Source organism: Streptomyces monashensis, assembly GCF_001866665.1.
GTDB lineage: Bacteria > Actinomycetota > Actinomycetes > Streptomycetales > Streptomycetaceae > Streptomyces > Streptomyces monashensis.
Window position 1 is genome coordinate 20,117 of the sequence record NZ_MLYO01000051.1, and the last position, 17,925, is coordinate 38,041.

At 69.8% G+C, this 17,925-nt stretch carries 20 protein-coding genes, 1 tRNA gene and 1 riboswitch; of the genes, 12 read left to right on the top strand and 9 right to left on the bottom strand.

Translation table 11 applies throughout. The features are described from left to right. Window positions 1-95: 95 nt before the first annotated feature. Window positions 96-845, top strand: a complete 750-nt coding sequence (locus BIV23_RS28220) for an HNH endonuclease (protein ID WP_071383796.1) — start codon at window positions 96-98, stop codon at window positions 843-845. Here BIV23_RS28220 and BIV23_RS28225 read toward each other — a convergent pair. Continuing rightward, complete coding sequence (locus tag BIV23_RS28225; RefSeq protein WP_071383797.1) at window positions 842-1,465, bottom strand: ATP-binding protein; 624 nt, start codon at window positions 1,463-1,465, stop codon at window positions 842-844. The genes BIV23_RS28220 and BIV23_RS28225 overlap by 4 nt on opposite strands. Window positions 1,466-1,683: 218 nt before the next feature. Here BIV23_RS28225 and BIV23_RS28230 point away from each other — a divergent pair, with 218 nt between their 5' ends. Genes BIV23_RS28230 through BIV23_RS28240 form a run of 3 tightly spaced genes read left to right on the top strand, consistent with a single transcriptional unit; the run spans window position 1,684 to window position 3,316 of the window. Further along, the gene (locus BIV23_RS28230; RefSeq protein ID WP_071383798.1) at window positions 1,684-2,529 is read left to right on the top strand and encodes a helix-turn-helix domain-containing protein; all 846 of its coding nucleotides are present in this window, start codon (window positions 1,684-1,686) and stop codon (window positions 2,527-2,529) included. After that, a complete protein-coding gene (locus BIV23_RS28235) occupies window positions 2,529-2,771 on the top strand; it encodes a DUF397 domain-containing protein (RefSeq protein WP_071383799.1) in 243 nt (80 codons plus the stop codon). The genes BIV23_RS28230 and BIV23_RS28235 overlap by 1 nt, the downstream gene beginning before the upstream one ends. Before the next feature lie 32 nt (window positions 2,772-2,803). Continuing rightward, the gene (locus BIV23_RS28240) at window positions 2,804-3,316 is read left to right on the top strand and encodes a DUF6879 family protein (protein ID WP_177240062.1); all 513 of its coding nucleotides are present in this window, start codon (window positions 2,804-2,806) and stop codon (window positions 3,314-3,316) included. A 345-nt stretch (window positions 3,317-3,661) separates the two neighbouring features. Here BIV23_RS28240 and BIV23_RS28245 read toward each other — a convergent pair whose 3' ends face one another. Beyond that, on the bottom strand, window positions 3,662-4,465 hold the full coding sequence (locus BIV23_RS28245; RefSeq protein ID WP_079173428.1) for an inositol monophosphatase family protein: 804 nt from the start codon (window positions 4,463-4,465) through the stop codon (window positions 3,662-3,664). Window positions 4,466-4,565: 100 nt separating this feature from the next. Between BIV23_RS28245 and BIV23_RS28250 the strand changes: the two genes are divergently transcribed. After that, window positions 4,566-4,868, top strand: a complete 303-nt coding sequence (locus BIV23_RS28250; RefSeq protein WP_071383800.1) for a hypothetical protein — start codon at window positions 4,566-4,568, stop codon at window positions 4,866-4,868. A gap of 17 nt (window positions 4,869-4,885) precedes the next feature. Here the strand turns inward: BIV23_RS28250 and BIV23_RS28255 are convergent, their stop codons facing one another. Continuing rightward, the gene (locus BIV23_RS28255) at window positions 4,886-5,836 is read right to left on the bottom strand and encodes a GlxA family transcriptional regulator (protein ID WP_071383899.1); all 951 of its coding nucleotides are present in this window, start codon (window positions 5,834-5,836) and stop codon (window positions 4,886-4,888) included. Window positions 5,837-6,000: 164 nt separating this feature from the next. On the opposite strand from BIV23_RS28255, the gene BIV23_RS28260 reads away from it, so the two are divergent. Beyond that, window positions 6,001-6,444 (top strand): hypothetical protein, encoded by a 444-nt coding sequence (locus BIV23_RS28260; RefSeq protein ID WP_071383801.1) that lies wholly within the window; start codon window positions 6,001-6,003, stop codon window positions 6,442-6,444. Window positions 6,445-6,477: 33 nt separating this feature from the next. On the opposite strand, the gene BIV23_RS28265 is transcribed toward BIV23_RS28260, so the two are convergent. Continuing rightward, window positions 6,478-7,797: a DUF445 domain-containing protein gene (locus tag BIV23_RS28265; protein WP_071383802.1), complete on the bottom strand. Its 1,320-nt coding sequence runs from the start codon at window positions 7,795-7,797 to the stop codon at window positions 6,478-6,480. A gap of 229 nt (window positions 7,798-8,026) precedes the next feature. On the opposite strand from BIV23_RS28265, the gene BIV23_RS28270 reads away from it, so the two are divergent. After that, complete coding sequence (locus tag BIV23_RS28270) at window positions 8,027-9,391, top strand: SGNH/GDSL hydrolase family protein (RefSeq protein WP_071383803.1); 1,365 nt, start codon at window positions 8,027-8,029, stop codon at window positions 9,389-9,391. Window positions 9,392-9,410: 19 nt separating this feature from the next. Beyond that, complete coding sequence (gene rdgB, locus BIV23_RS28275) at window positions 9,411-10,013, top strand: RdgB/HAM1 family non-canonical purine NTP pyrophosphatase (protein ID WP_071383804.1); 603 nt, start codon at window positions 9,411-9,413, stop codon at window positions 10,011-10,013. Window positions 10,014-10,055: 42 nt separating this feature from the next. On the opposite strand, the gene BIV23_RS28280 is transcribed toward rdgB, so the two are convergent. The 4 genes from BIV23_RS28280 to bcp all read right to left on the bottom strand — a co-directional run bounded on the left by BIV23_RS28280 (window position 10,056) and on the right by bcp (window position 12,237). After that, window positions 10,056-10,131: transfer RNA gene (locus BIV23_RS28280), tRNA-Leu, on the bottom strand. A 10-nt stretch (window positions 10,132-10,141) separates the two neighbouring features. Beyond that, window positions 10,142-11,002 carry an HNH endonuclease signature motif containing protein gene (locus BIV23_RS28285; RefSeq protein WP_071383805.1) on the bottom strand — a complete coding sequence of 287 codons (861 nt, stop codon included), beginning with the start codon at window positions 11,000-11,002 and terminating at the stop codon, window positions 10,142-10,144. Next, on the bottom strand, window positions 10,999-11,625 hold the full coding sequence (locus tag BIV23_RS46965; RefSeq protein ID WP_079173429.1) for an HNH endonuclease: 627 nt from the start codon (window positions 11,623-11,625) through the stop codon (window positions 10,999-11,001). The genes BIV23_RS28285 and BIV23_RS46965 overlap by 4 nt, the downstream gene beginning before the upstream one ends. A gap of 144 nt (window positions 11,626-11,769) precedes the next feature. Beyond that, window positions 11,770-12,237, bottom strand: coding sequence for a thioredoxin-dependent thiol peroxidase (gene bcp, locus BIV23_RS28295; protein WP_071383807.1), 468 nt, complete (start codon window positions 12,235-12,237; stop codon window positions 11,770-11,772). Window positions 12,238-12,330: 93 nt separating this feature from the next. Here bcp and BIV23_RS28300 point away from each other — a divergent pair, with 93 nt between their 5' ends. The 3 genes from BIV23_RS28300 (at window position 12,331) to BIV23_RS28310 (ending at window position 13,533) form a co-directional block, all read left to right on the top strand. Continuing rightward, complete coding sequence (locus BIV23_RS28300) at window positions 12,331-12,660, top strand: DUF3618 domain-containing protein (RefSeq protein WP_071383808.1); 330 nt, start codon at window positions 12,331-12,333, stop codon at window positions 12,658-12,660. 97 nt (window positions 12,661-12,757) lie between these two features. Further along, window positions 12,758-13,060 (top strand): GroES family chaperonin, encoded by a 303-nt coding sequence (locus BIV23_RS28305; RefSeq protein ID WP_263980593.1) that lies wholly within the window; start codon window positions 12,758-12,760, stop codon window positions 13,058-13,060. A gap of 52 nt (window positions 13,061-13,112) precedes the next feature. Then, window positions 13,113-13,181, top strand: a riboswitch (guanidine-III (ykkC-III) riboswitch). A gap of 31 nt (window positions 13,182-13,212) precedes the next feature. After that, window positions 13,213-13,533, top strand: coding sequence for a DMT family transporter (locus tag BIV23_RS28310; protein ID WP_071383900.1), 321 nt, complete (start codon window positions 13,213-13,215; stop codon window positions 13,531-13,533). Window positions 13,534-13,549: 16 nt separating this feature from the next. On the opposite strand, the gene BIV23_RS28315 is transcribed toward BIV23_RS28310, so the two are convergent. Beyond that, window positions 13,550-16,345, bottom strand: coding sequence for a transglycosylase domain-containing protein (locus BIV23_RS28315; RefSeq protein WP_071383901.1), 2,796 nt, complete (start codon window positions 16,343-16,345; stop codon window positions 13,550-13,552). 747 nt (window positions 16,346-17,092) lie between these two features. On the opposite strand from BIV23_RS28315, the gene BIV23_RS28320 reads away from it, so the two are divergent. After that, window positions 17,093-17,893: an ABC transporter permease gene (locus BIV23_RS28320; RefSeq protein ID WP_071383810.1), complete on the top strand. Its 801-nt coding sequence runs from the start codon at window positions 17,093-17,095 to the stop codon at window positions 17,891-17,893. The last annotated feature ends 32 nt before the right edge of the window (window positions 17,894-17,925 follow it).

Here is a 17,925-nt window from a genome sequence, read left to right on the forward strand (position 1 = left end):
AGACCCCACTGACAACGACCCACCAAGTGTGCCGCACGCCCCGCAGTTCGCTGAACGCACCCTCCGTCACGCCGAACACTCATACGATATTGCTCATGCGGACTCCTCCTTGGACCGAAGACGAACTTGTGCTGGCTGGAGCGCTGGTGGTGAAGAACGGCTGGCGCGAACTCCGCACCGAGGATCCGGAGGTGCAGGAGTTGTCCGAGCTGCTGCGCTCGCTTCCGATTCACAGCGCCGAGGCCCTCGCACTGCCCGGCTTCAGGTCTCCGGGCAGCGTCAGCCGCAAAACCGGCGATTTCATGACAAATCATCCGCTGTACAGCGGCGCAGCGACGCGGTGCGGCAAACCGACACTGTTGATGATCGACGCGCTCATTAACCGTGAAGCCGAGATGCTCCAGGCTGCACAGGCCATTGAGGAGGGCATCGGCTCGGGTGAGCTGTATGACATCCCGCCCCAGCCTGAGGAAGTCGATGAGACGGGCAGCACAGCTATCGAAGGGCGTCTCCTCGTTCGCCGGGCCTTGGCACGCGAGCGTGACCCGAAGCTGCGCAGGCTCAAGATCAAGCAGGCTCGGGGTCGGGGCCGACCGCTCAGCTGCGAAGTGTGCGAGTTCGACTTCGCGCGCGCTTACGGCGAGCTCGGCGACGGGTACATCGAAGTGCACCATGTCACTCCCTTGCATGCCTCCGGAACGCGTGAGACCAAGCTCGATGACCTTGCTTGTCTCTGCGCCAACTGCCACAGGATGTGCCACAGGAGTCGTCCGGGTGAATCGTGGCGCACTCCTGCATCGCTTCGGGCGCATATGAGGAAGTCCATTCAGTCGGCGCTCCACTAGGCAGCGCCCGTTTCGGCCTCATAGTGCATCTGAGCCCGGTCCAGGATGTCGTCCGGGTCGTAGCCACGGGCGGCAGTCCAGTGCAGCAGATCTGCGATCAGTTCAATCGCCGACGCTTCGAGACCCGCTCTGATCACACCTCGGGGGCCAACGCCGTTGCCCTGATAGTTCTCAAGAGCAGCGGCGGCACGCTCAAGGCGTCGGCACGACTGTTGCGCACCGAGTTCGACCTCGCACCAGACTGACTTACCGGCCGCAGTCAGGACCGTGCCCCAGTCGGCCGCCAGCATCCCAAGCAGGTGCAGACCGCGCCCGCACTCCTCGTCGCAAGACAGCGAGACGAGTGCAGGCATCGCACGGCTCCTGTCATGCATCTCAATCCTCAGCCTCTCATCCCTCCATTCAAGGATCAGAACTGCGGAAACGCCCTCACCGACGTGCTTGACGACATTCGTCGCAAGCTCCGTGACGAGTAGAGCAACCTCGTCGGCATCCGCAGGCATGCCCCAGCGGCTCAACTGACTCGCTGCCGCTGTGCGCAACAGCCTCACCTCCGAGGGCGCGGCCTCAAACGGCAGCACACAACGGAGTCCGGGTTCGCTGACTTCGCAGTCAGACATATCCGCCCTCCCTCCCAGGCCACGCACATGCCTGCGCCCGCCGTATCCAAACGGCTGCACTGCGTAGCGGTTCGAGGTCGAGCATGGCACATGAGAAGTCTCGCTATGTAACTTCTCACAAGAATCGATCGAGTGAATCCGGTGGTGAGCGTGTTCAGTGCTACTTAGCCTGATGGGGTTCTCCGGGCCATCACCCCGGCGCACGGCGAAGGAGCCGAATGTCCGAGCGGACCACTACACGTCGTCGCCAACTAGGCGCCGTGATGCGCAAGTTGCGCGCCAGGAAAGGGCTGACTCTTGAAGAGGCGGGCCTGCTCGTCGGCGTCTCGAAGGCGACGGTCAGCCGGTACGAGACCCAGGCGGGTCCGGTCAAGTGGATCGTCGTTGAGGCGCTGTGTCGCGAGTACGGCGCAACTGAAGCTGAGCGGCGGGCAGTTGTCGGTCTGGCGAAGGACGCCAAGCAGCAAGGCTGGTGGAACTCCTTCGCGGACTCCATCCCCGAGAGCATGAACCTGCTGCTCACCCTTGAGGACGAGGCGGTACGCGAGAGTCACTTCTCCTGCGTCTACGTCCCCGGCCTCCTCCAAACGCGGGCTTACAGCACTGCGCTCCAGCAGGCCAACGAAGTTCCGCTTGAGCAGGCGGAGATCGAGCGCTTGGTCGACATCCGCATGAAGCGGCAGGAGATCCTCACCCGCCCGAAGCCGCCGCGACTGTGGGCGATCCTCGATGAGTCCGTTATCCGCCGCGTTGTCGGGTCGCCGCAGATCATGAAGGAGCAGCTCGGGCGACTGCTCGAAGCGAACGAGTCCCCTCACATCACACTCCAGATACTGCCGTTCTCCAAGGGAGCCCATGCCGCCGCGCTGGGAAGCTTCGTCATCATCGGCGGGCCCGAGCCGGCCCTTGACGTGGTGTACGTCGACTTCCACGCCGGCTCCCTCTTCCTGGAGAAGGACGAGGAACTGGAGCGATACAGACTTGCGTTCGAGTACCTCCAGGCACAAGCGTTGGACATGGAAGCCTCGTCCGCCATGATCCACCACGCCCTCAAGGAGCTGTGATGCCTGCCAGCCCTCAGTCTGTCTCCGAGCCCAAATGGTTCAAGTCGTCGTACAGCGGCGGCAATACGACCGAGTGCGTGGAGACGGCCTTCCTCGCATCTGGCGTGCTCGTGCGTGACTCGAAGAACATCGGCGGGCCCAGGATTGAGATTCCTGGTCCGACCTGGAACAGGTTCATATCCACCCTGGACGCCATGATTCCGGGCATCAATGCAAGCAAGGCGGGCCGCCTGCACCGCTGAGCTCGTGGTCCAGTTCTTCTTGGAGGTACAGCGTGACCGCCGTTCCGACGTTTGAGGAGTTATTCCGCGGCTGCCGCGAATCGGCGGTCCATCTGGAGATGCGGGACTCCTACATGAAGTCGGACCCGGCGTACGTCGACTGGAACGCCGGCGTGGCGATCGAACCCGCAGAGAGGTGGGCCGACTGGCTCTCCCTGGTCTCCGAGGCTACGAGTCGTGGAGTGAAGGTCCGCCGCGCCCGGATCGTGTCCGAGCCTGTGAGCAGGTACATCCGGTTCGAGTACGAGGTGACCGAGGGCCTGAACATGGCCGCAGGTGAGGAAGTGCGCTGGCTGCCGCGCAGGAAGGCCACCGGTATCGCCCTGCCCGGCAATGATTTCTGGCTGTTCGACTCGTCCCTGCTCCTCGTGAACCACTTCGATGGCGAGGGTGAGTGGCTTGAGCCGTCCCTGAGCGCTGACTTCCAGGAACTCAAGCTGTGCGTCAACGCCTTTGAGGCGGTGTGGGAGCTGGGTATCCCGCACGCTGAGTACAAACTCACCTAATCAGGCGGGGGAACTGGCCTGTCCGTTGGACAGGAAGAACCGGTGTGCCCAGCAGTCGGCGGCGAGCCAGCTGTGAACCGTCCGGTAGAGCGGGACTTAGAAGTTGAGCGGCGGCCTGCCTGCGAGCGATTGGTGGATTGGGGACACCGGTGCCTCGGCGAAGCCCGTGTCACGGTCGTCGGAGCCGGCCTATATCTGCCAATCGCCGATCCGGCTGACGGTCGTAGCCCTGCCACCGCTGGTCCACGAACCGCTCAACTTCGAAGACCCAGGAAAGCGGGAGGGAGAGACAAGGTCGGTCCGCCCTGAGCTTGGCTGACAGGGGGCCGAGGAAGAGGGGGACAGTCACAAGCCCTGGCGGCTCGTCTCCCACAGCTCCGCCAACTCCTCCGCCACCCCCGGCGCCGCCAGCAGCAACGGGGCGTTGTACACGGGGAATTGAGGGGAGGCCACCGCGCCCGCCTCGCTCGCGATCAGGTACGCCGGCAGGCCGTCCACCGCGTGGAATTCGCCGATGGCCGCTGCCGTGGCGCGGCCTGCCGCGACCTGGGAGAGGGAGAGGGCCGTGGAGCCCATCACCCTGGTGGTGCAGTGGCGGTGGGAGAGGGCGGCCAGGAGGGGGTCCAGGCCGGGCCAGTGGGAGTGGGCGGCCCATTCCGTGAGGAAGAGGTGGCCCGTGAGGGTGGTGTGGGGCGAGGCGTGGATCGGGGTGCCGTTCAGGTGGGCGCCGCGGCCTCGGATCGCGGTGAAGGTCTCGCGGCGCCAGGGGTCGGCGACCAGGCCGAGGAGCGGGGTGCCGTCGGGGGACACCAGGCCCAGGGAGAAGGAGCACCAGCCGATGCCGTGGGCGTAGTTCGTGGTGCCGTCGACCGGGTCCACGACCCAGTACGGGGCGATCGGACATGCGGGCTCGGTCACGCCGTACTCCTCGCCCTCGATGCCGTGTGTCGGGAAGGCCGCCCGGAGGACGGAGCGGACGTGGGTCTCGATCGTCTCGTCCGTCTGCGTGACGATGTCCGCCGGGCCTGCCTTTTCCCGTACGTCCTCGCCGTGGCGCGGGCGGCGGATCGTCTCCGACGCCCAGGCCGCCAGGTCGGTCGCGATCGTCAGCGCGCGGTCCAGGTCCACATCCACGTCGTGTTCCTCCACGGACGCAGGATGGCAGGGGCTGGTGCTCGGTGTCCCGGCGGGGCTCGTTAGCCTCGGCTTCCTACAGAAGGTGACACAAAAGACAACACAGGAGGCAGTCGTGGCCAAGGTTCCCAGTGCGGTGGTCGCCGCCGGCGGGCTCGTCGGTGGGTACGGCGTGGCCCGTTGGACCAAGAAGCGGCAGCTGGGCGGGGCCGTGCTGGCCGTGGCCGGGGTCGCTGCCGCGCAGCAGTGGCGCAAGCAGGCCGGTGGGAAGGCGGCGGGGGCGCTGAGCGCCGCGTACGTCGCCGCCTTCGCGGGCTCGCATCCGCTGGCCAAGAAGGTCGGCGCCTGGCCGTCCGTCGTCGGAGTCGCCGGCGCCGTCGCCCTCGCCTCCTGGGCCGTCGCCGACCGTAGGGCCTGAGGCGGCAGACACCTCGGCTACGGCGTACCCGTCCTGAACGACTTCCGGTATGCCAGCGGGCTCGTGCCCACCACGCGGCGGAAGCGTTCCCGGAACGCCGTCGGGGAGCCGAAGCCCGTCTGCGCGGCGATGCGCTCGACAGGGTACGGCGTCGTCTCCAGCAGATGCTGGGCGCGCCGTACCCGGGCCCGGTGCAGCCACTGCAGCGGCGTCGTACCGGTCTGTTCGCGGAAGCGGCGGTTGAGGGTGCGGGTGCTCATGCCCGCCCGTGCCGCCATCTCCTCCAGCGACAGATCGCGGTCGCAGTGGTCCTCCAGCCAGGCCAGGAGGGGCTCCAGGGCGGCGCCGGAGGGGGCCGGGGGCAGGTCGTGGACGATGAACTGGGCCTGGCCGCCCTCCCGTTCCAGCGGCATCACCGACATCCGGGACGCGTGTGCGGCGACCGCCGAGCCGAAGTCGTTGCGGATCATGTGCAGGCACATGTCCAGCGCCGCCGCCGCGCCCGCCGAGGTCAGGAACTGGCCGTTGTCCACGTAGAGGACGTTCGGGTCGACCGTGACCCTCGGGTACAGCTCCGCCAGCCGGCCGGCGGCGATCCAGTGGGTCGTCGCGCGCAGGCCGTCCAGCAGGCCCGTCGCCGCGAACAGGAACGCGCCCACGCAGATCGAGGCGATCCGGGTGCCCCGCGCCGCCGCCGAGCACAGGGCCTCGGCCACCCCGGGCGGGAGCGCCGAGGGGGGTTCGGCCACGCCCGGCAGGATGATCGTGTCCGCCTCCGCCAGCGCCTCCAGACCGTACGGCGCCCGCACCGTGAACGCGCCCGCGCTCACCTCCTCCCGCACCGAGCACACCCGCACCCGGTACGGCTCCCGGCCGTCCGGCAGCCGGGCCCAGCCGAAGGTGTCGATCGGGGCGGAGAGGTCGAACGGGACGACGCCGTCCAGCGCCAGTACGGCCACGGTGTGCATGGCGAGATCGTACGGGTACGACGGATTCCGGCCGACAGGCACGCCCAGGTGCGCGGCGGGTGTGTTCCGGGTGGCGGCAGCCGGGTGCCCGCTGGCGATAATCCGTCGGTTGCTGGCACTCTCGCCACTTCTCCGGCGTCCCCGGCCCGCCTAGCGTCACCGCCGTGACCAAGTTCCTCCTCGCCGTGCACGTCCTCGCCGCCATCGTCGCCGTCGGACCCGTGACCGTCGCCGCCAGCATGTTCCCGCCCGTCGCACGCCGGGCCCTCGCCGCACCCGAGGACCCGGGTGCCGCCGGGACGCTGGACCTGCTGCACCGGATCTGCCGTGTCTACGCCGTCGTCGGCGTCGTCGTCCCGGTCTTCGGGCTCGCCACCGCGAGCCGGATGGGGATGCTGGGCAGCGGCTGGCTGATCGCGTCGATCGTGCTGACGGCCCTCGCCGCCGCCGTCCTCGGCGCCCTCGTCCTGCCGGGACAGAGCGCGGTCGTGGAGGGCCGGGGCACGGACACCGCGCGGCTCGCCATGCTCACCGGCGTCTTCAATCTGCTGTGGGCCGCCGTGACCGTCCTGATGATCGTGCGCCCCGGTTCCACCACCGGGGCGTGAGCACGGGGACGGGCCTCGGGCGAGGGAGCCCCCTCACGCCCCCAGCGTCCGCGTCACCACGTAGATCAGCAGGCCCGCCAGGGAGCCCACCACCGTGCCGTTGATCCGGATGAACTGCAGATCGCGGCCGATGTGCGCCTCGATCTTGCGGGTGGTGTGCTCGGGGTCCCAGGCGGCCACGGTGTCGGTGATCAGCGAGGTGATCTCCCCGCGGTACGTCGTCACGACGTGCACCGCCGCGCCCTCCACCCAGCTGTCGACCTTCTCCTGCACCTTCGGCTCGGTCGCCATCCGCTGCCCCAGCGACAGCAGCGCCGCCCGCACCCGCAGCCGCAGCTCGCTGCGCTCGTCCTCGGCCGCCGCCACGATCATGGACCGTACGGCCGTCCAGGCGGACGCGATCAGGTCCTGCACCTCGCCCCGGCCCAGCACCTCGCCCTTGAGCCGCTCCACCCGCGCCCGCGTCTCCGTGTCGGACTGGAGGTCGGAGGCGAAGTCGGTGAGGAAGCGGTCCAGGGCGCCGCGCGCCGGGTGCGCGGGCATGTCCCGCATCTCGGTGACGAAGCGGAGCAGCTCCTTGTAGACGCGCTCACCGACCTTGCGGTCCACGAATCTCGGGGTCCAGCCCGGTGCCCCGCCCTCCACGGCGACCATCACGTCGTCCCGGTGCAGCACCAGCCAGTCGTGCGCCCGGGACACCACCAGGTCCACCACGCGCCGGTGCCCGCCGTCGGCGACGACCTTCTCCAGCATCTTGCCGATGCCGGGCGCGATCTCCTGGGCGCCCGCCCGGCGGGTGATCGCCTCCCCGACGACCGCCTGCACGTCCGAGTCCCGCAGCACCGTCAGCGCGCCGCGCAGCGCCGTCGCCAGCTCGGCCGTCACCCGGTCCGCGTGCTCGGGCCCCGCCAGCCAGACGCCGAGCCGGGTACCGATGCCGACGGCGCGCAGCCGCTGCCGTACGACGTCCTCGGAGAGGAAGTTCTCGCCGACGAACTCGCCGAGCGAGACGCCCAGTTGGTCCTTCTTGGTGGGGATGATCGCGGTGTGCGGGATGGGCAGGCCGAGGGGGTGGCGGAAGAGCGCGGTGACCGCGAACCAGTCCGCCAGCGCGCCCACCATGCCCGCCTCGGCCGCCGCGGCGACGTAGCCCGCCCAGGGGCCGGCGCCCTCGTGCGCGGCGAGCTTGGCGAGGACGTAGACCAGCGCCACGAACAGCAGCAGGCCGGTCGCCGTGAGCTTCATCCGGCGCACCCCGCGCCGACGCTCCTCGTCGGCCGGGGTGAAGGCCGTCATGGTCCTGTACGACACACCCCGCGCCGTTTCCGTCTCGGACGCTTCCGTCGCTTCCATCGGCTCCACCCGTTCCGGTCCACCCGTGCGGCGATCCCGCACACAATTGTCCCTTCCTGACCGACTCCCGGAACGGAACGAGAGTTCCCGGCGTCCATCCACAGGGGACTTCCGGGCAGGGCCCTGACAGCTCTCCCCGGCCCATGCCGCATCATGGGCCCATCACCAGCGGAACAACAGAACCGTCGGAGCATCGGGCTCCCGATCCCCCGAGGGGAACAGAACAAGCGTGACCAAGCGTCGTGACGGGGGTGCGGGGGTGTCCCCCGCAAGACACTGCGTACTGTTGACCGCGCTCATCGCGCTGGTCGTGGCCATATCCGCCGTCATCTACCTCACCGTGGGCGCCGACGACGGCACCGCGCGCGGCACCCTCGCCGACGACCGCCCGCACCACGACTCCTCCGCCGCCCCCGCCTCGACCGGCACCTGGGTGGGCTCCTGGGCCACCGCACCGGTCGGCGGCGAACCCGGCACCGAGATCCAGGGCCTGGCGGGCCACTCGGTGCGCAACGTGGTGCACGCCGACACCGGCGGCACCAGCGCCCGGATCACACTGTCCAACCTGTACGGCCAGTCACCGCTGACCCTCACCCACGCCTCCGTCGCACTCTCCGCCGGGGACGGCACCGCGGCGGCCGACCCCGCGTCGATGCGCCGCCTGACCTTCGACGGCGCCACCGCCGTGGTCGTACCCCCCGGCGGCCAGGTCGTCAGCGACGCCGTCCGGCTCGCCGTCCCGCACGACAGCGACGTCCTCGTCACCACCTACTCCCCCACCCCCTCGGGCCCCGTCACCTACCACCCGCACGCCCGGCAGATCTCCTACGTCGCCACCGGCGACCGCACCGAGGACGCGACGGGCACGCCGTACACCGCACAGACGCCGTACTGGCGCTACGTCACGGCACTGGACGTACTCAGCAACGAGGCCGACGGCACCGTCGTCGCCTTCGGCGACTCCATCACCGACGGCATCACCTCCACCACCGACGCCAACAGGCGCTGGCCCGACCTCCTCTCGGACCGGCTGCGCACGGCGCTGGAGAGCGGAAGCCGGCTGCCGCGCTACAGCGTCGTGAACGCGGGCATCAGCGCCAACCAGGTCCTCGCGAGCGGCCTCGGCCGGCCCCCCGAGAACCAGAGCGGCCTCGACCGCTTCGGCCGCGACGCGCTCTCCCGCCCGAACATCAAGGTCGTCGTCATCGACCTCGGCGTCAACGACATCCTGCGCAACCCCGGCCTCGCCGACCCGGACCGCGTCGTCGCCGGCCTGCGCACGCTCGTCGCACAGGCCCACGCCCACGGCCTGAAGGTCGTGGGCGCCACCCTGATGCCCTTCCAGGGCCACCGCGGCTGCACCCGGGCACGCGAGGCGGTCCGGCAGCAGATCAACGCACAGATCCGCACCGGCACGGTGTACGACGCGGTCGTCGACTTCGACAAGGCCCTGCGCGACCCGTACGACCCCCGCCGCCTGCGCCCCGACTACGACTCCGGCGACCATCTCCACCCCAGCGACCGCGGCTTCGCCCGCATGGCCGAGGTGTTCGACCTGCGCAGCCTGGAGGGCGGCGGACAGACGGAGCTGTAGGCGGGGAATACTGGCGCGCATGACCCGCCTGATCCTCGCCACCCGTAACGCCGGAAAGATCACCGAGCTGAGGGCCATCCTCGCCGACGCCGGACTCCCCCACGAACTCGTCGGCGCGGACGCCTACCCCGAGGTGCCCGACGTCAAGGAGACTGGCGTCACCTTCGCCGAGAACGCCCTCCTCAAGGCCCACGCCCTGGCACAGGCCACCGGCCTGCCCGCCGTCGCCGACGACTCGGGCCTGTGCGTCGACGTCCTCAACGGCGCCCCCGGCATCTTCTCCGCCCGCTGGGCGGGCAAGCACGGCGACGACCTGGCCAACCTGGAACTGCTGCTGGCCCAGCTCGCCGACATCGACGAGGAACACCGGGGCGCGCACTTCGCGTGCGCGGCGGCTCTGGCGTTGCCGGACGGGAGGGAGCGGGTGGTCGAGGGACAGCTGCGGGGTGTGCTCCGGCACACGCCCGCCGGCGCGAACGGCTTCGGCTACGACCCGATCCTCCAGCCCGATGGCGACACCCGGACGTGCGCCGAGCTGAGCCCGGAGGAGAAGAACGCGATCAGCCACCGGGGGAAGGCGTTCCGGGCGTTGGTGCCGGTGGTGCGGGAGTTGTTGGGCTGAGACCGGAAGAGGGGCCGCCCGGACGGACGGCCCCTCAGCGTGTGGGCCCGGTGGGACTCGAACCCACGACACACCGGACCTAAACCGGCGCCCTCTTGGCCAGCTGGGGTACGGGCCCGCAGCGCCGCCTACTCTACCGGCCCACGGGGAACTGGTACGCGGCGAGATCGATTCGCGTAGGTGTCCGTCTGGCTGTGGCACGAAGGGCACAGATACCGAAGGTTTTCGCGACGGTTGTCCAGCCGGTCACCGTTGATGTGATCGATCTCCAGGACCAGGGACTTACCGTGCCAGATGTCGCCGACGCCGCACTCGGTGCAGACGTGCGGCACACCGAGGTCGTCGAGGGCACGTCGTAGCAGGGTGGTCTTGGTGCGGTTCGCGCCTGGCTCCTCTCGGCGCAGGATCTGGTCGGCAGACTTCCGGTGTCGCGATACCAAGCCGCGAAAGTGGCCTTGCCCGGTGAAGTGATCAGTAGCGATGCCGTGTACCTGCAGACTGCGCTTCACTCGTGCGCGGGCGGCGCCATTGGTGTCGCGGTAGCCGAGGATCTTGAGCAGACCGGAAACGCTGGTGGCTCGGGCGGCCGCCGATGCGAGAACGTCCCGGGGAAGATTTTCAAGGCTGCGCCCGCAACCACGCGTGAAGTGCGACGTGTCGATGCCTAATTGGTCCAGTCGCTTTCTGACGAGCCCGTAAGGGCTGTCCTCCGGCGGATAGCCCAGATACTCGAACATCTCGCGGATGCTGTGCGACCGGGCTGCCGCCTCTTCCAGCAGCTCGCGCGCATAGGACCGCTTCTCTCTGGGTGGAAGCGGCTCTTCGACGAAGTGCGAGGTGTCGATCCCGTAGTGCTCCAGCCTGTGGCGCAGGTAGCGCCGAGGACCACTGCCCAACGTCGTACCCAGCCGTCGCATCAGGTCCACCAGGCTGGTCGAGATGGCCGCGGTCCTCAACAGCACGTCCCTGGTGTACTTGGGAGTCGTCATGCGCCCCTCCGCCTCCGGCGCCCCCGATAAGTGTCAGTCGTGGCATGACAGTTGGGGCACAGCAGCCGAAGGTTCTCCGGGCGGTTGTCCCACCAGTCACCGCTGATGTGGTCGACTTCGAGGCGGAGCGGCTTGCTGTTCCACTCCGGCCCTGTGCCGCACGCCGCACAGACTTCACGGATTCCGGTGCGCAGGAGCTCTCGGAGCAGCCGTTCACCGGGGACCCTTCCGTCCTCGGGGCTACGCAGGGTGAGCAGACCGCCGAGCGATCCCTTCGGACGTCCTTTGCGCACAGGATTGAAGTGGGAAGTGTCGATTCCGAGCACGGAGATCCGGCGGCTGATGTGCGTTTGGTTGCCTCCGACCTGGCTGATTCCGAGGTGACGCACTACATCCTTGATGCTGAACGACACGGCCACGGCGGCGCGTAGGCGCTCTTCCGTGTGTCGGACCTGGTTCGTGGCGAAATGCGAGATGTCCACGCCGGCCTCGGCCATCTTCTCTCGCAGGTACCGCCTGCTTCCTGGAGTCGGTATGCCTCCACACCACCGAACGGCCTCGTCGATGTGGCTTGTTACGCGCGCTGCTTCCTCCAGCAGTTCGCGGGTGTACCTGGCGGTCATACCCCCTCCGTTCCGGCCGCACGTTCGCAGCCCGTACGGATCAACGAACCGCTTATCGGACAGTCACGCCCGGAAGCCGGGAAAGAGAAAGCGGCCCGCACCAGGTCACCCCCGGTGCGGGCCGCCGGCAACAGAGTCAGGCCCTCAGATGCCCAGGTCCTTGATGATCTTGGCCACGTGGCCGGTGGCGCGGACGTTGTAGAGGGCTCGTTCGACCTTGCCGTGCTCGTCCACGACGATCGTGGAGCGGATGACGCCCATGTAGGTCTTGCCGTAGTTCTTCTTCTCGCCGAAGGCGCCGTAGGCGTCGAGGACCTTCTTGTCCGGGTCGGCGAGGAGGGTGACCTTCAGGGATTCCTTCTCGCGGAACTTCGCGAGCTTTTCCGGCTGGTCGGGGCTGATGCCGACGACGTCGTAGCCGGCGGAGGCGAGGACCTCCAGGTTGTCCGTGAAGTCGCAGGCCTGCTTGGTGCAGCCGGGGGTCAGGGCGGCGGGGTAGAAGTAGACGATCACCTTGCGGCCCTCGTAGGAGGACAGGGAGACCTCGTTGCCGTCGGCGTCCGGGAGGGTGAAGGCGGGGGCCACGTCCCCCGGCTGGAGTCGCTCGCTCATCGGGCCAGCGTAACCGGGGGGCCTTGCGGTGCGGCGGGAGGAGAAGCTGACAGACTGTCCGGGACAGCATCAGAAGACTTCGGAGGCCGTACGGTGGCGGACACGTCGGACACCAGAACCCCGGCGCAGATCGAGGCGGACATCAAGCGCCGCCGCGAAGTGCTGGCCGAGACGCTCGACGAGATCGGCGTGCGGGTCCATCCGCAGACGATCATCGGGGACGCGAAGGCGAAGGCCGCCGCCCATCTCGATCACACCGTCGGGCGGGCGTACGTTCAGGTCAACCGGATGGTCAGCGACGTGCGGGCGCAGTTCGTGGACGACGAGGGCGCGCCCCGGCTGGAGCGGATCGTGCCCGTCGCGCTGCTCGCCGTCGGTGTCGTCGGGCTGTTCGCCGTCGGCCGCAGGCGGCGCAAGGGCTGACCCGGACGCGGACAGGCGTGACGAAGGCAGGTAGGTTCGAGGCGTGAGCGCCAACAGAAACGACAACACCCCTCAGCACGACAAGCTGCCCATCCGGATGCTGCACGACCGGGTTCTGGTCAAGCAGGACGCCGGTGAGGGCGAGCGGCGGTCGGGCGGCGGCATTCTGATTCCCGCCACGGCGGCGGTGGGCCGGCGGCTGGCCTGGGCCGAGGTCGTCGCGGTCGGGCAGAACGTGCGGACCGTGGAGCCGGGCGACCGGGTCCTGTACGACCCGGAGGACCGGGCCGAGGTCGAGGTGCGGGGTGTGGCGTACGTGCTCATGCGCGAGCGTGATCTGCACGCCGTGGCCGCGGACCGGTTCGAGGGGTCCGAGGACTCGACCGGCCTGTACCTGTAGTCCCGCTGCTCGAAGGGGCTGGTGACGGTTGTCACCAGCCCCTTTTGCGTGGGCTTTGCTATGTTCGGAAGCGAGCCCGACGAGACGCGCCGTACCGGGATGCAGGCAAAGACGACGCACCCCGACCGCATGAAGTCTCGGAGGTGCTCCTCATGGCCTGGGTTCTGCTCGTCGTCGCCGGTCTGCTCGAAGTCGGCTGGTCGATCGGGATGAAGTACAGCGAGGGATTCACGCGGCTGGTCCCGAGTGTGCTCACGGGTGCCGGGATCGTCGCGAGCATGGTGCTGCTGTCGTACGCCGCCAGGTCCCTGCCCATCGGTACCGCCTACGGCGTGTGGGTGGGCATCGGGGCGGCCGGGGCGGCGGTGCTCGGCATGGTGGTGCTGGGTGAGCCGGTCACCGCCGCCCGGATCTTCTTCGTCGCTCTCCTGCTGGTCGCCGTCGTCGGGCTGAAGGCGACCAGCGGTCACTGAGACCGAGCGCCGGCCGTCAGGTGCCGGGGCCGCCGCCCGCGCCCGCGTCGGTTCCCGTCGTACCGCCCGTACCGCCGCCCGGTGTGCCGCCGCCGCCCAGGGTGCCGCCGCTGGGGCTGGCGGTCGTGCCGCCGGTCGTGCCGGTGCCGGTGGTCCCGCCGCCGGTCGTCGTGCCCCCGCCGGTGGTGGCGCCCGTCGTGCCGGTGGTCCCGCCGCCGGTGGTGGCGCCCGTCGTACCGGTGCCCCCGCCGGTCGTGGTCGTGCCGCCGGTGGTCGGGGTGCCCGTGGTGCCGCCGGTGGTCGGGCTCGCGGTCGTGCCGCCGGTGGTCGGGGTGCCGGTGGTCGGGGTGCCGGTGTTCTGGCCACCGGTCGTGCCCGGCGTGGCCGAGGTGCCGGTGCTGGGCTCCTGCGGCTGGTCGGCGCCCGACGCCAGCTGGAGGTCGAAGTCGGAGGCCGGGGTGCCCTGGAGCGCGGCCTGCGTGTACTGCGTCCAGATCTGGGTCGGCGCACCGCCGCCGTTGATGCGCGGCAGGCCGAGGGCGCCGTACAGCGACTTGTGCTGGGCGGTCACCGGGTCCTGGCCCATGACGGCGACGACCGTGGCCAGGTCGGGGGTGTAGCCCGCGAACCAGGCGGCGGTGTCGCTCTCGGCGGTGCCGGTCTTGCCGGCCGTCGGACGGCCCGCGGCCTGTGCGGCCGAGGCGGTGCCGTTCTCGACCACGCTCTGGAGCATGGCCGTGGTGGTGTCGGCCGCCTCCCGGCTGACGGCCTGCTTGACCGTCGGGTCGGGCAGCTTGATCTCGTCCGTGCCGCTGTCCTTGGTGAGCTTCTTCACCAGGGAGTACTGGCCGTGCTTGCCGTGGTTGGCGAGCGTCGCGTACCCCTCCGCCATGTCCAGGACGCTGGCGGTGGCGGTGCCGAGGGCGATCGACGGGTACGGCTGGAGGTCCGGGGTGCCGGAGGGGATGCCGAGGTCGATCGCGGTCTGCTTGACCTTGGACGGGCCGACGTCGACCGCCATCTGCGCGTACACCGCGTTCACGGACAGGTCGGTGGCCTTGGTGACCGTGATCTGGCCGTACGACTTCTGGTCCTCGTTCTGCGGGGCGTAGGCGCCGCCGCTCCAGCCCTGCACGGGCCGCTCGTTGGTGCCGTCGTACATCGTGTTCGGCGTGATCTGGCGGCCGTCCTGCGTGGTCGAGCCGTTCTGCACCGCGGAGGTGAACACGAACGGCTTGAACGTCGAGCCGACCTGGAAGTCACCGCGGGTCGCGCCGTTGGTGTACTGCTTCACGTAGTCGATGCCGCCGTACATGGCGACGACCTCGCCCGTCTTGGGGTCGACGGAGGCGCCGCCGGCCCGGACGTAGTTGTCGACCTTGTTGTTCTTCTTGTCCAGCTTGGCGACCAGTTGGTCGTTCACCGCCTTGACGAAGGCGTCCTGCCTGTTCTTCTGGATGGTGGTGGTGATGCGGTAACCGCCGGTGGCGAGCTGGTCGTCGGTGAGGATGTTGTTGGTGGTCAGGTAGTGCTTGACCGCTTCGACGAGGTAGCCGCGCTGGCCGGACATGCCCGTGGAGACCGTCTGCTCCTTCGGCATCGGGAACTGCATCCCGGCGCGCTTGGCGGCGCTGAGCCAGCCCTTCTTGACCATGCCGTCCAGGACGTAGTTCCAGCGGGCGACGGCCGCGGCCTTGTTCTCGGGGTGGGCCACGACGTCGTACTCGCTGGGCGCGTTGACGAGCGCGGCGAGGTAGGCGGCACGGGCCGGGTCGAGGTTCTGGGCGTCGACGCCGTAGTAGGCCTGGGCGGCGGACTGGATGCCGTAGGCGTTGCGGCCGAAGTAGCTGGTGTTGAGGTAGCCCTCCAGGATCTCGTTCTTCGACTTCTGCCGGTCCAGCTTGATCGCGATGAAGAACTCCTTGGCCTTACGGGTGACCGTCTGTTCCTGGGCCAGGTAGTAGTTCTTCACGTACTGCTGGGTGATCGTCGAGCCGGACTGCGTGCCCTTGCCGGTCGCGGTGTTCCAGGCGGCGCGCAGCATGGCCTTGGGGTCGACGGCCGACTCGGTGTAGAAGTCGCGGTCCTCGGCGGCCAGTACGGCGTGCTGGGCGTCCTTGGAGACCTGGGCGAGGTTGACGTTCTCGCGGTTGATCTGTCCGTCGCGGGCGAGCTGGGAGCCGTCGGCGTAGAGGTAGACGTTGCTCTGCTTGGTCGCGAGGGCGTTGGCGGGCGGGATGTTGACCATCGAGTAGCCGAGGAAGAACAGGCCGATGACGAGCAGTACGCCGAAGAGGAAGGTGCCGAGCACCATGCGCCAGGTGGGGATGATCCGCCGCCACCCGGTCCGCTTGGGCCGCTTCTTCTTCCCCTTGCCCCCCTTGCCGTCGTTGCCCGCGCCGTCGCCGGGAGCGCCGGGTCCGTCGGCGGACCCGGCGGCTGCGGCGAGGAGGGCGGTGGCGTCCTCGGAGGAGGAGGAAGCGGCAGCCGCTGCGCCCGCCTGGCCGGCGGCGTTCGCGGTGCCCGCGCCGACGGCCGCGGCCGGACCGGCGGCGCCGAGCGCGCCGGCCGTGCGGGCGGCGCGGGACGCGGTGCCCGGGGTGTTCGCACGCGGGGTACGGACGGTGCCGTCCGGCGCGGTGCCCGGCTTCTTGCCGGGGTCGCCGGGCTCACCCGAGCGGGGTGCGCCGACCCGGCGCAGGACCTGGGTGGTCTCGGGCGTCCGGGGCTCACCGGGGCCCTGACCTGCCCCGGTCGACGCGCTCGACGAGTCGTCCCGGGGCCCCCGGGGCGCACCGACGCGCCGCAGCACCTGCGTGCTCTCGGGGGACTGGGGCTTCTCGGCGCCGGAGCCGCTGCCGCCGCCCGCCGCGCCGGAAGCCGGAGCCGGACCCGGATCGTCGGGCCCGGCGGAGGTCGTCGCGGGGGTGGGCGCGGAGGTCGTCGCGTCGGACTCCGTACGCCCCCCGCGCGCCGCCTGGCGGGCGCGGGCCATCGAGGCCGTGCGGTCCTGGGCCGAGCGGGCCTCGGGCGCCGTCGGTTCACCCGTCCGGCCTACTCCGCCCTGTCCGGCCTGCCCGGCCTCTTCGGCATCTTCGGCAACTTCGGCCTGTGCCGAGTCTCCCTGCTCGGTCCGTGCTGACCCCTGCGGGCCGGGCGAAGGTGTGACCGAAGCCGCTTGCCTCGTCTCCGCCTCCCCGTCGGCCTTCTCGTCGGCCTTCTCCTCCCGGGCCGGGGCGGAGGGCCTGTCGGCCTCCCCTGTCGCCCTGTCCGGGGTGCCGGGCCCGTCAGCCGGCAGCGGCTTCTCCGGCGCCACGCCTTCCTTCGGCTGCTGCGGCTGTGGCTCGTCGCTCATGTCGTGCACGGACTCCTGTTTCGTCGTACGTCGTTTCCGTACGCCTCGTACGCCTTCTACGCCCCCGGTGTGAAGACTCTCGCACCTGGCGTTCCGTTCCCGGATTCCGGCACGGTTCGGGCACGAAAACACGTGGCCGGGCGCCGGGCCTCCGGACTAGGCTCCTGCGCTTCGGTGTCGAGCGGTCCCGGGAGGTGGACTGGCGTGGGCGGGGGACGGTTGTACGTGGCCGTCGCGGCGGGGGGATTCAGACGGTACGCGACGTATCGGGCGGCCACCGCGGCAGGGGTGTTCACGAACACGGTCTTCGGACTGATCCTCGTGTACACGTACCGCGCGCTGTGGGACGCCAAGCCGCACCTCGGGGGGTACGACGAGGCGCAGGTGGTGACGTACGTCTGGCTCGGGCAGGCCTTCCTGTCGACGCTCGCGATCGGGGGCGGGGGCGTCGAGGAGGAGCTGATGGATCGTATCCGTACGGGGGACGTGGCGATCGATCTCCACCGGCCCGCCGACCTCCAGCTGTGGTGGCTCGCCGCCGATCTGGGCCGGGCCTTCTTCCAGCTGCTGGGGCGGGGCCTGGTGCCGTTCGCCTTCGGGGCGCTGTGCTTCCCGGCGTACCTGCCCACGGACGCCGGCACCTGGCTGGCGTTCCTCGTCACGGTCCCGCTGGCGATGGTGGTCGGCTTCGGGATGCGTTACCTGGTGGCGCTGAGCGCGTTCTGGCTGCTGGACGGCACGGGCGTGGGGCAGATGATGTGGCTGGCGGGCTACTTCTGCAGCGGGATGCTGTTGCCGCTCAACGTCTTCCCGGGCGCGCTCGGCGAGGTCGTACGGGCGCTGCCGTGGTCGTCGCTGCTCCAGGCGCCGGCGGACGTGCTGCTGGGGCACGCGGATCCGCTGCGGACGTATCTGTTCCAGGGGGCGTGGGCCGCGGTGCTGCTGGGCCTCGGCCGGCTGGTGCAGTCGGCGGCGACGCGGCGGGTGGTGGTCCAGGGTGGGTGAGGGCGGCCGCGTGCTCGCGGGGGTGCGGGCGT

Excerpts from the sequence above, each read along its gene's own strand:
- BIV23_RS28235 (WP_071383799.1), top strand. The coding sequence starts at position 2,529 with ATGCCTGCCAGCCCTCAGTCTGTCTCCGAGCCCAAATGGTTCAAGTCG.
- BIV23_RS28255 (WP_071383899.1), bottom strand. The coding sequence starts at position 5,836 with ATGCACACCGTGGCCGTACTGGCGCTGGACGGCGTCGTCCCGTTCGAC.
- BIV23_RS28265 (WP_071383802.1), bottom strand. The coding sequence starts at position 7,797 with ATGGAAGCGACGGAAGCGTCCGAGACGGAAACGGCGCGGGGTGTGTCG.
- rdgB (WP_071383804.1), top strand. The coding sequence starts at position 9,411 with ATGACCCGCCTGATCCTCGCCACCCGTAACGCCGGAAAGATCACCGAG.
- BIV23_RS46965 (WP_079173429.1), bottom strand. The coding sequence starts at position 11,625 with ATGACCGCCAGGTACACCCGCGAACTGCTGGAGGAAGCAGCGCGCGTA.
- bcp (WP_071383807.1), bottom strand. The coding sequence starts at position 12,237 with ATGAGCGAGCGACTCCAGCCGGGGGACGTGGCCCCCGCCTTCACCCTC.
- BIV23_RS28220 (WP_071383796.1), top strand. The coding sequence starts at position 96 with ATGCGGACTCCTCCTTGGACCGAAGACGAACTTGTGCTGGCTGGAGCG.
- BIV23_RS28285 (WP_071383805.1), bottom strand. The coding sequence starts at position 11,002 with ATGACGACTCCCAAGTACACCAGGGACGTGCTGTTGAGGACCGCGGCC.
- BIV23_RS28225 (WP_071383797.1), bottom strand. The coding sequence starts at position 1,465 with ATGTCTGACTGCGAAGTCAGCGAACCCGGACTCCGTTGTGTGCTGCCG.
- BIV23_RS28310 (WP_071383900.1), top strand. The coding sequence starts at position 13,213 with ATGGCCTGGGTTCTGCTCGTCGTCGCCGGTCTGCTCGAAGTCGGCTGG.
- BIV23_RS28305 (WP_263980593.1), top strand. The coding sequence starts at position 12,758 with ATGCTGCACGACCGGGTTCTGGTCAAGCAGGACGCCGGTGAGGGCGAG.
- BIV23_RS28230 (WP_071383798.1), top strand. The coding sequence starts at position 1,684 with ATGTCCGAGCGGACCACTACACGTCGTCGCCAACTAGGCGCCGTGATG.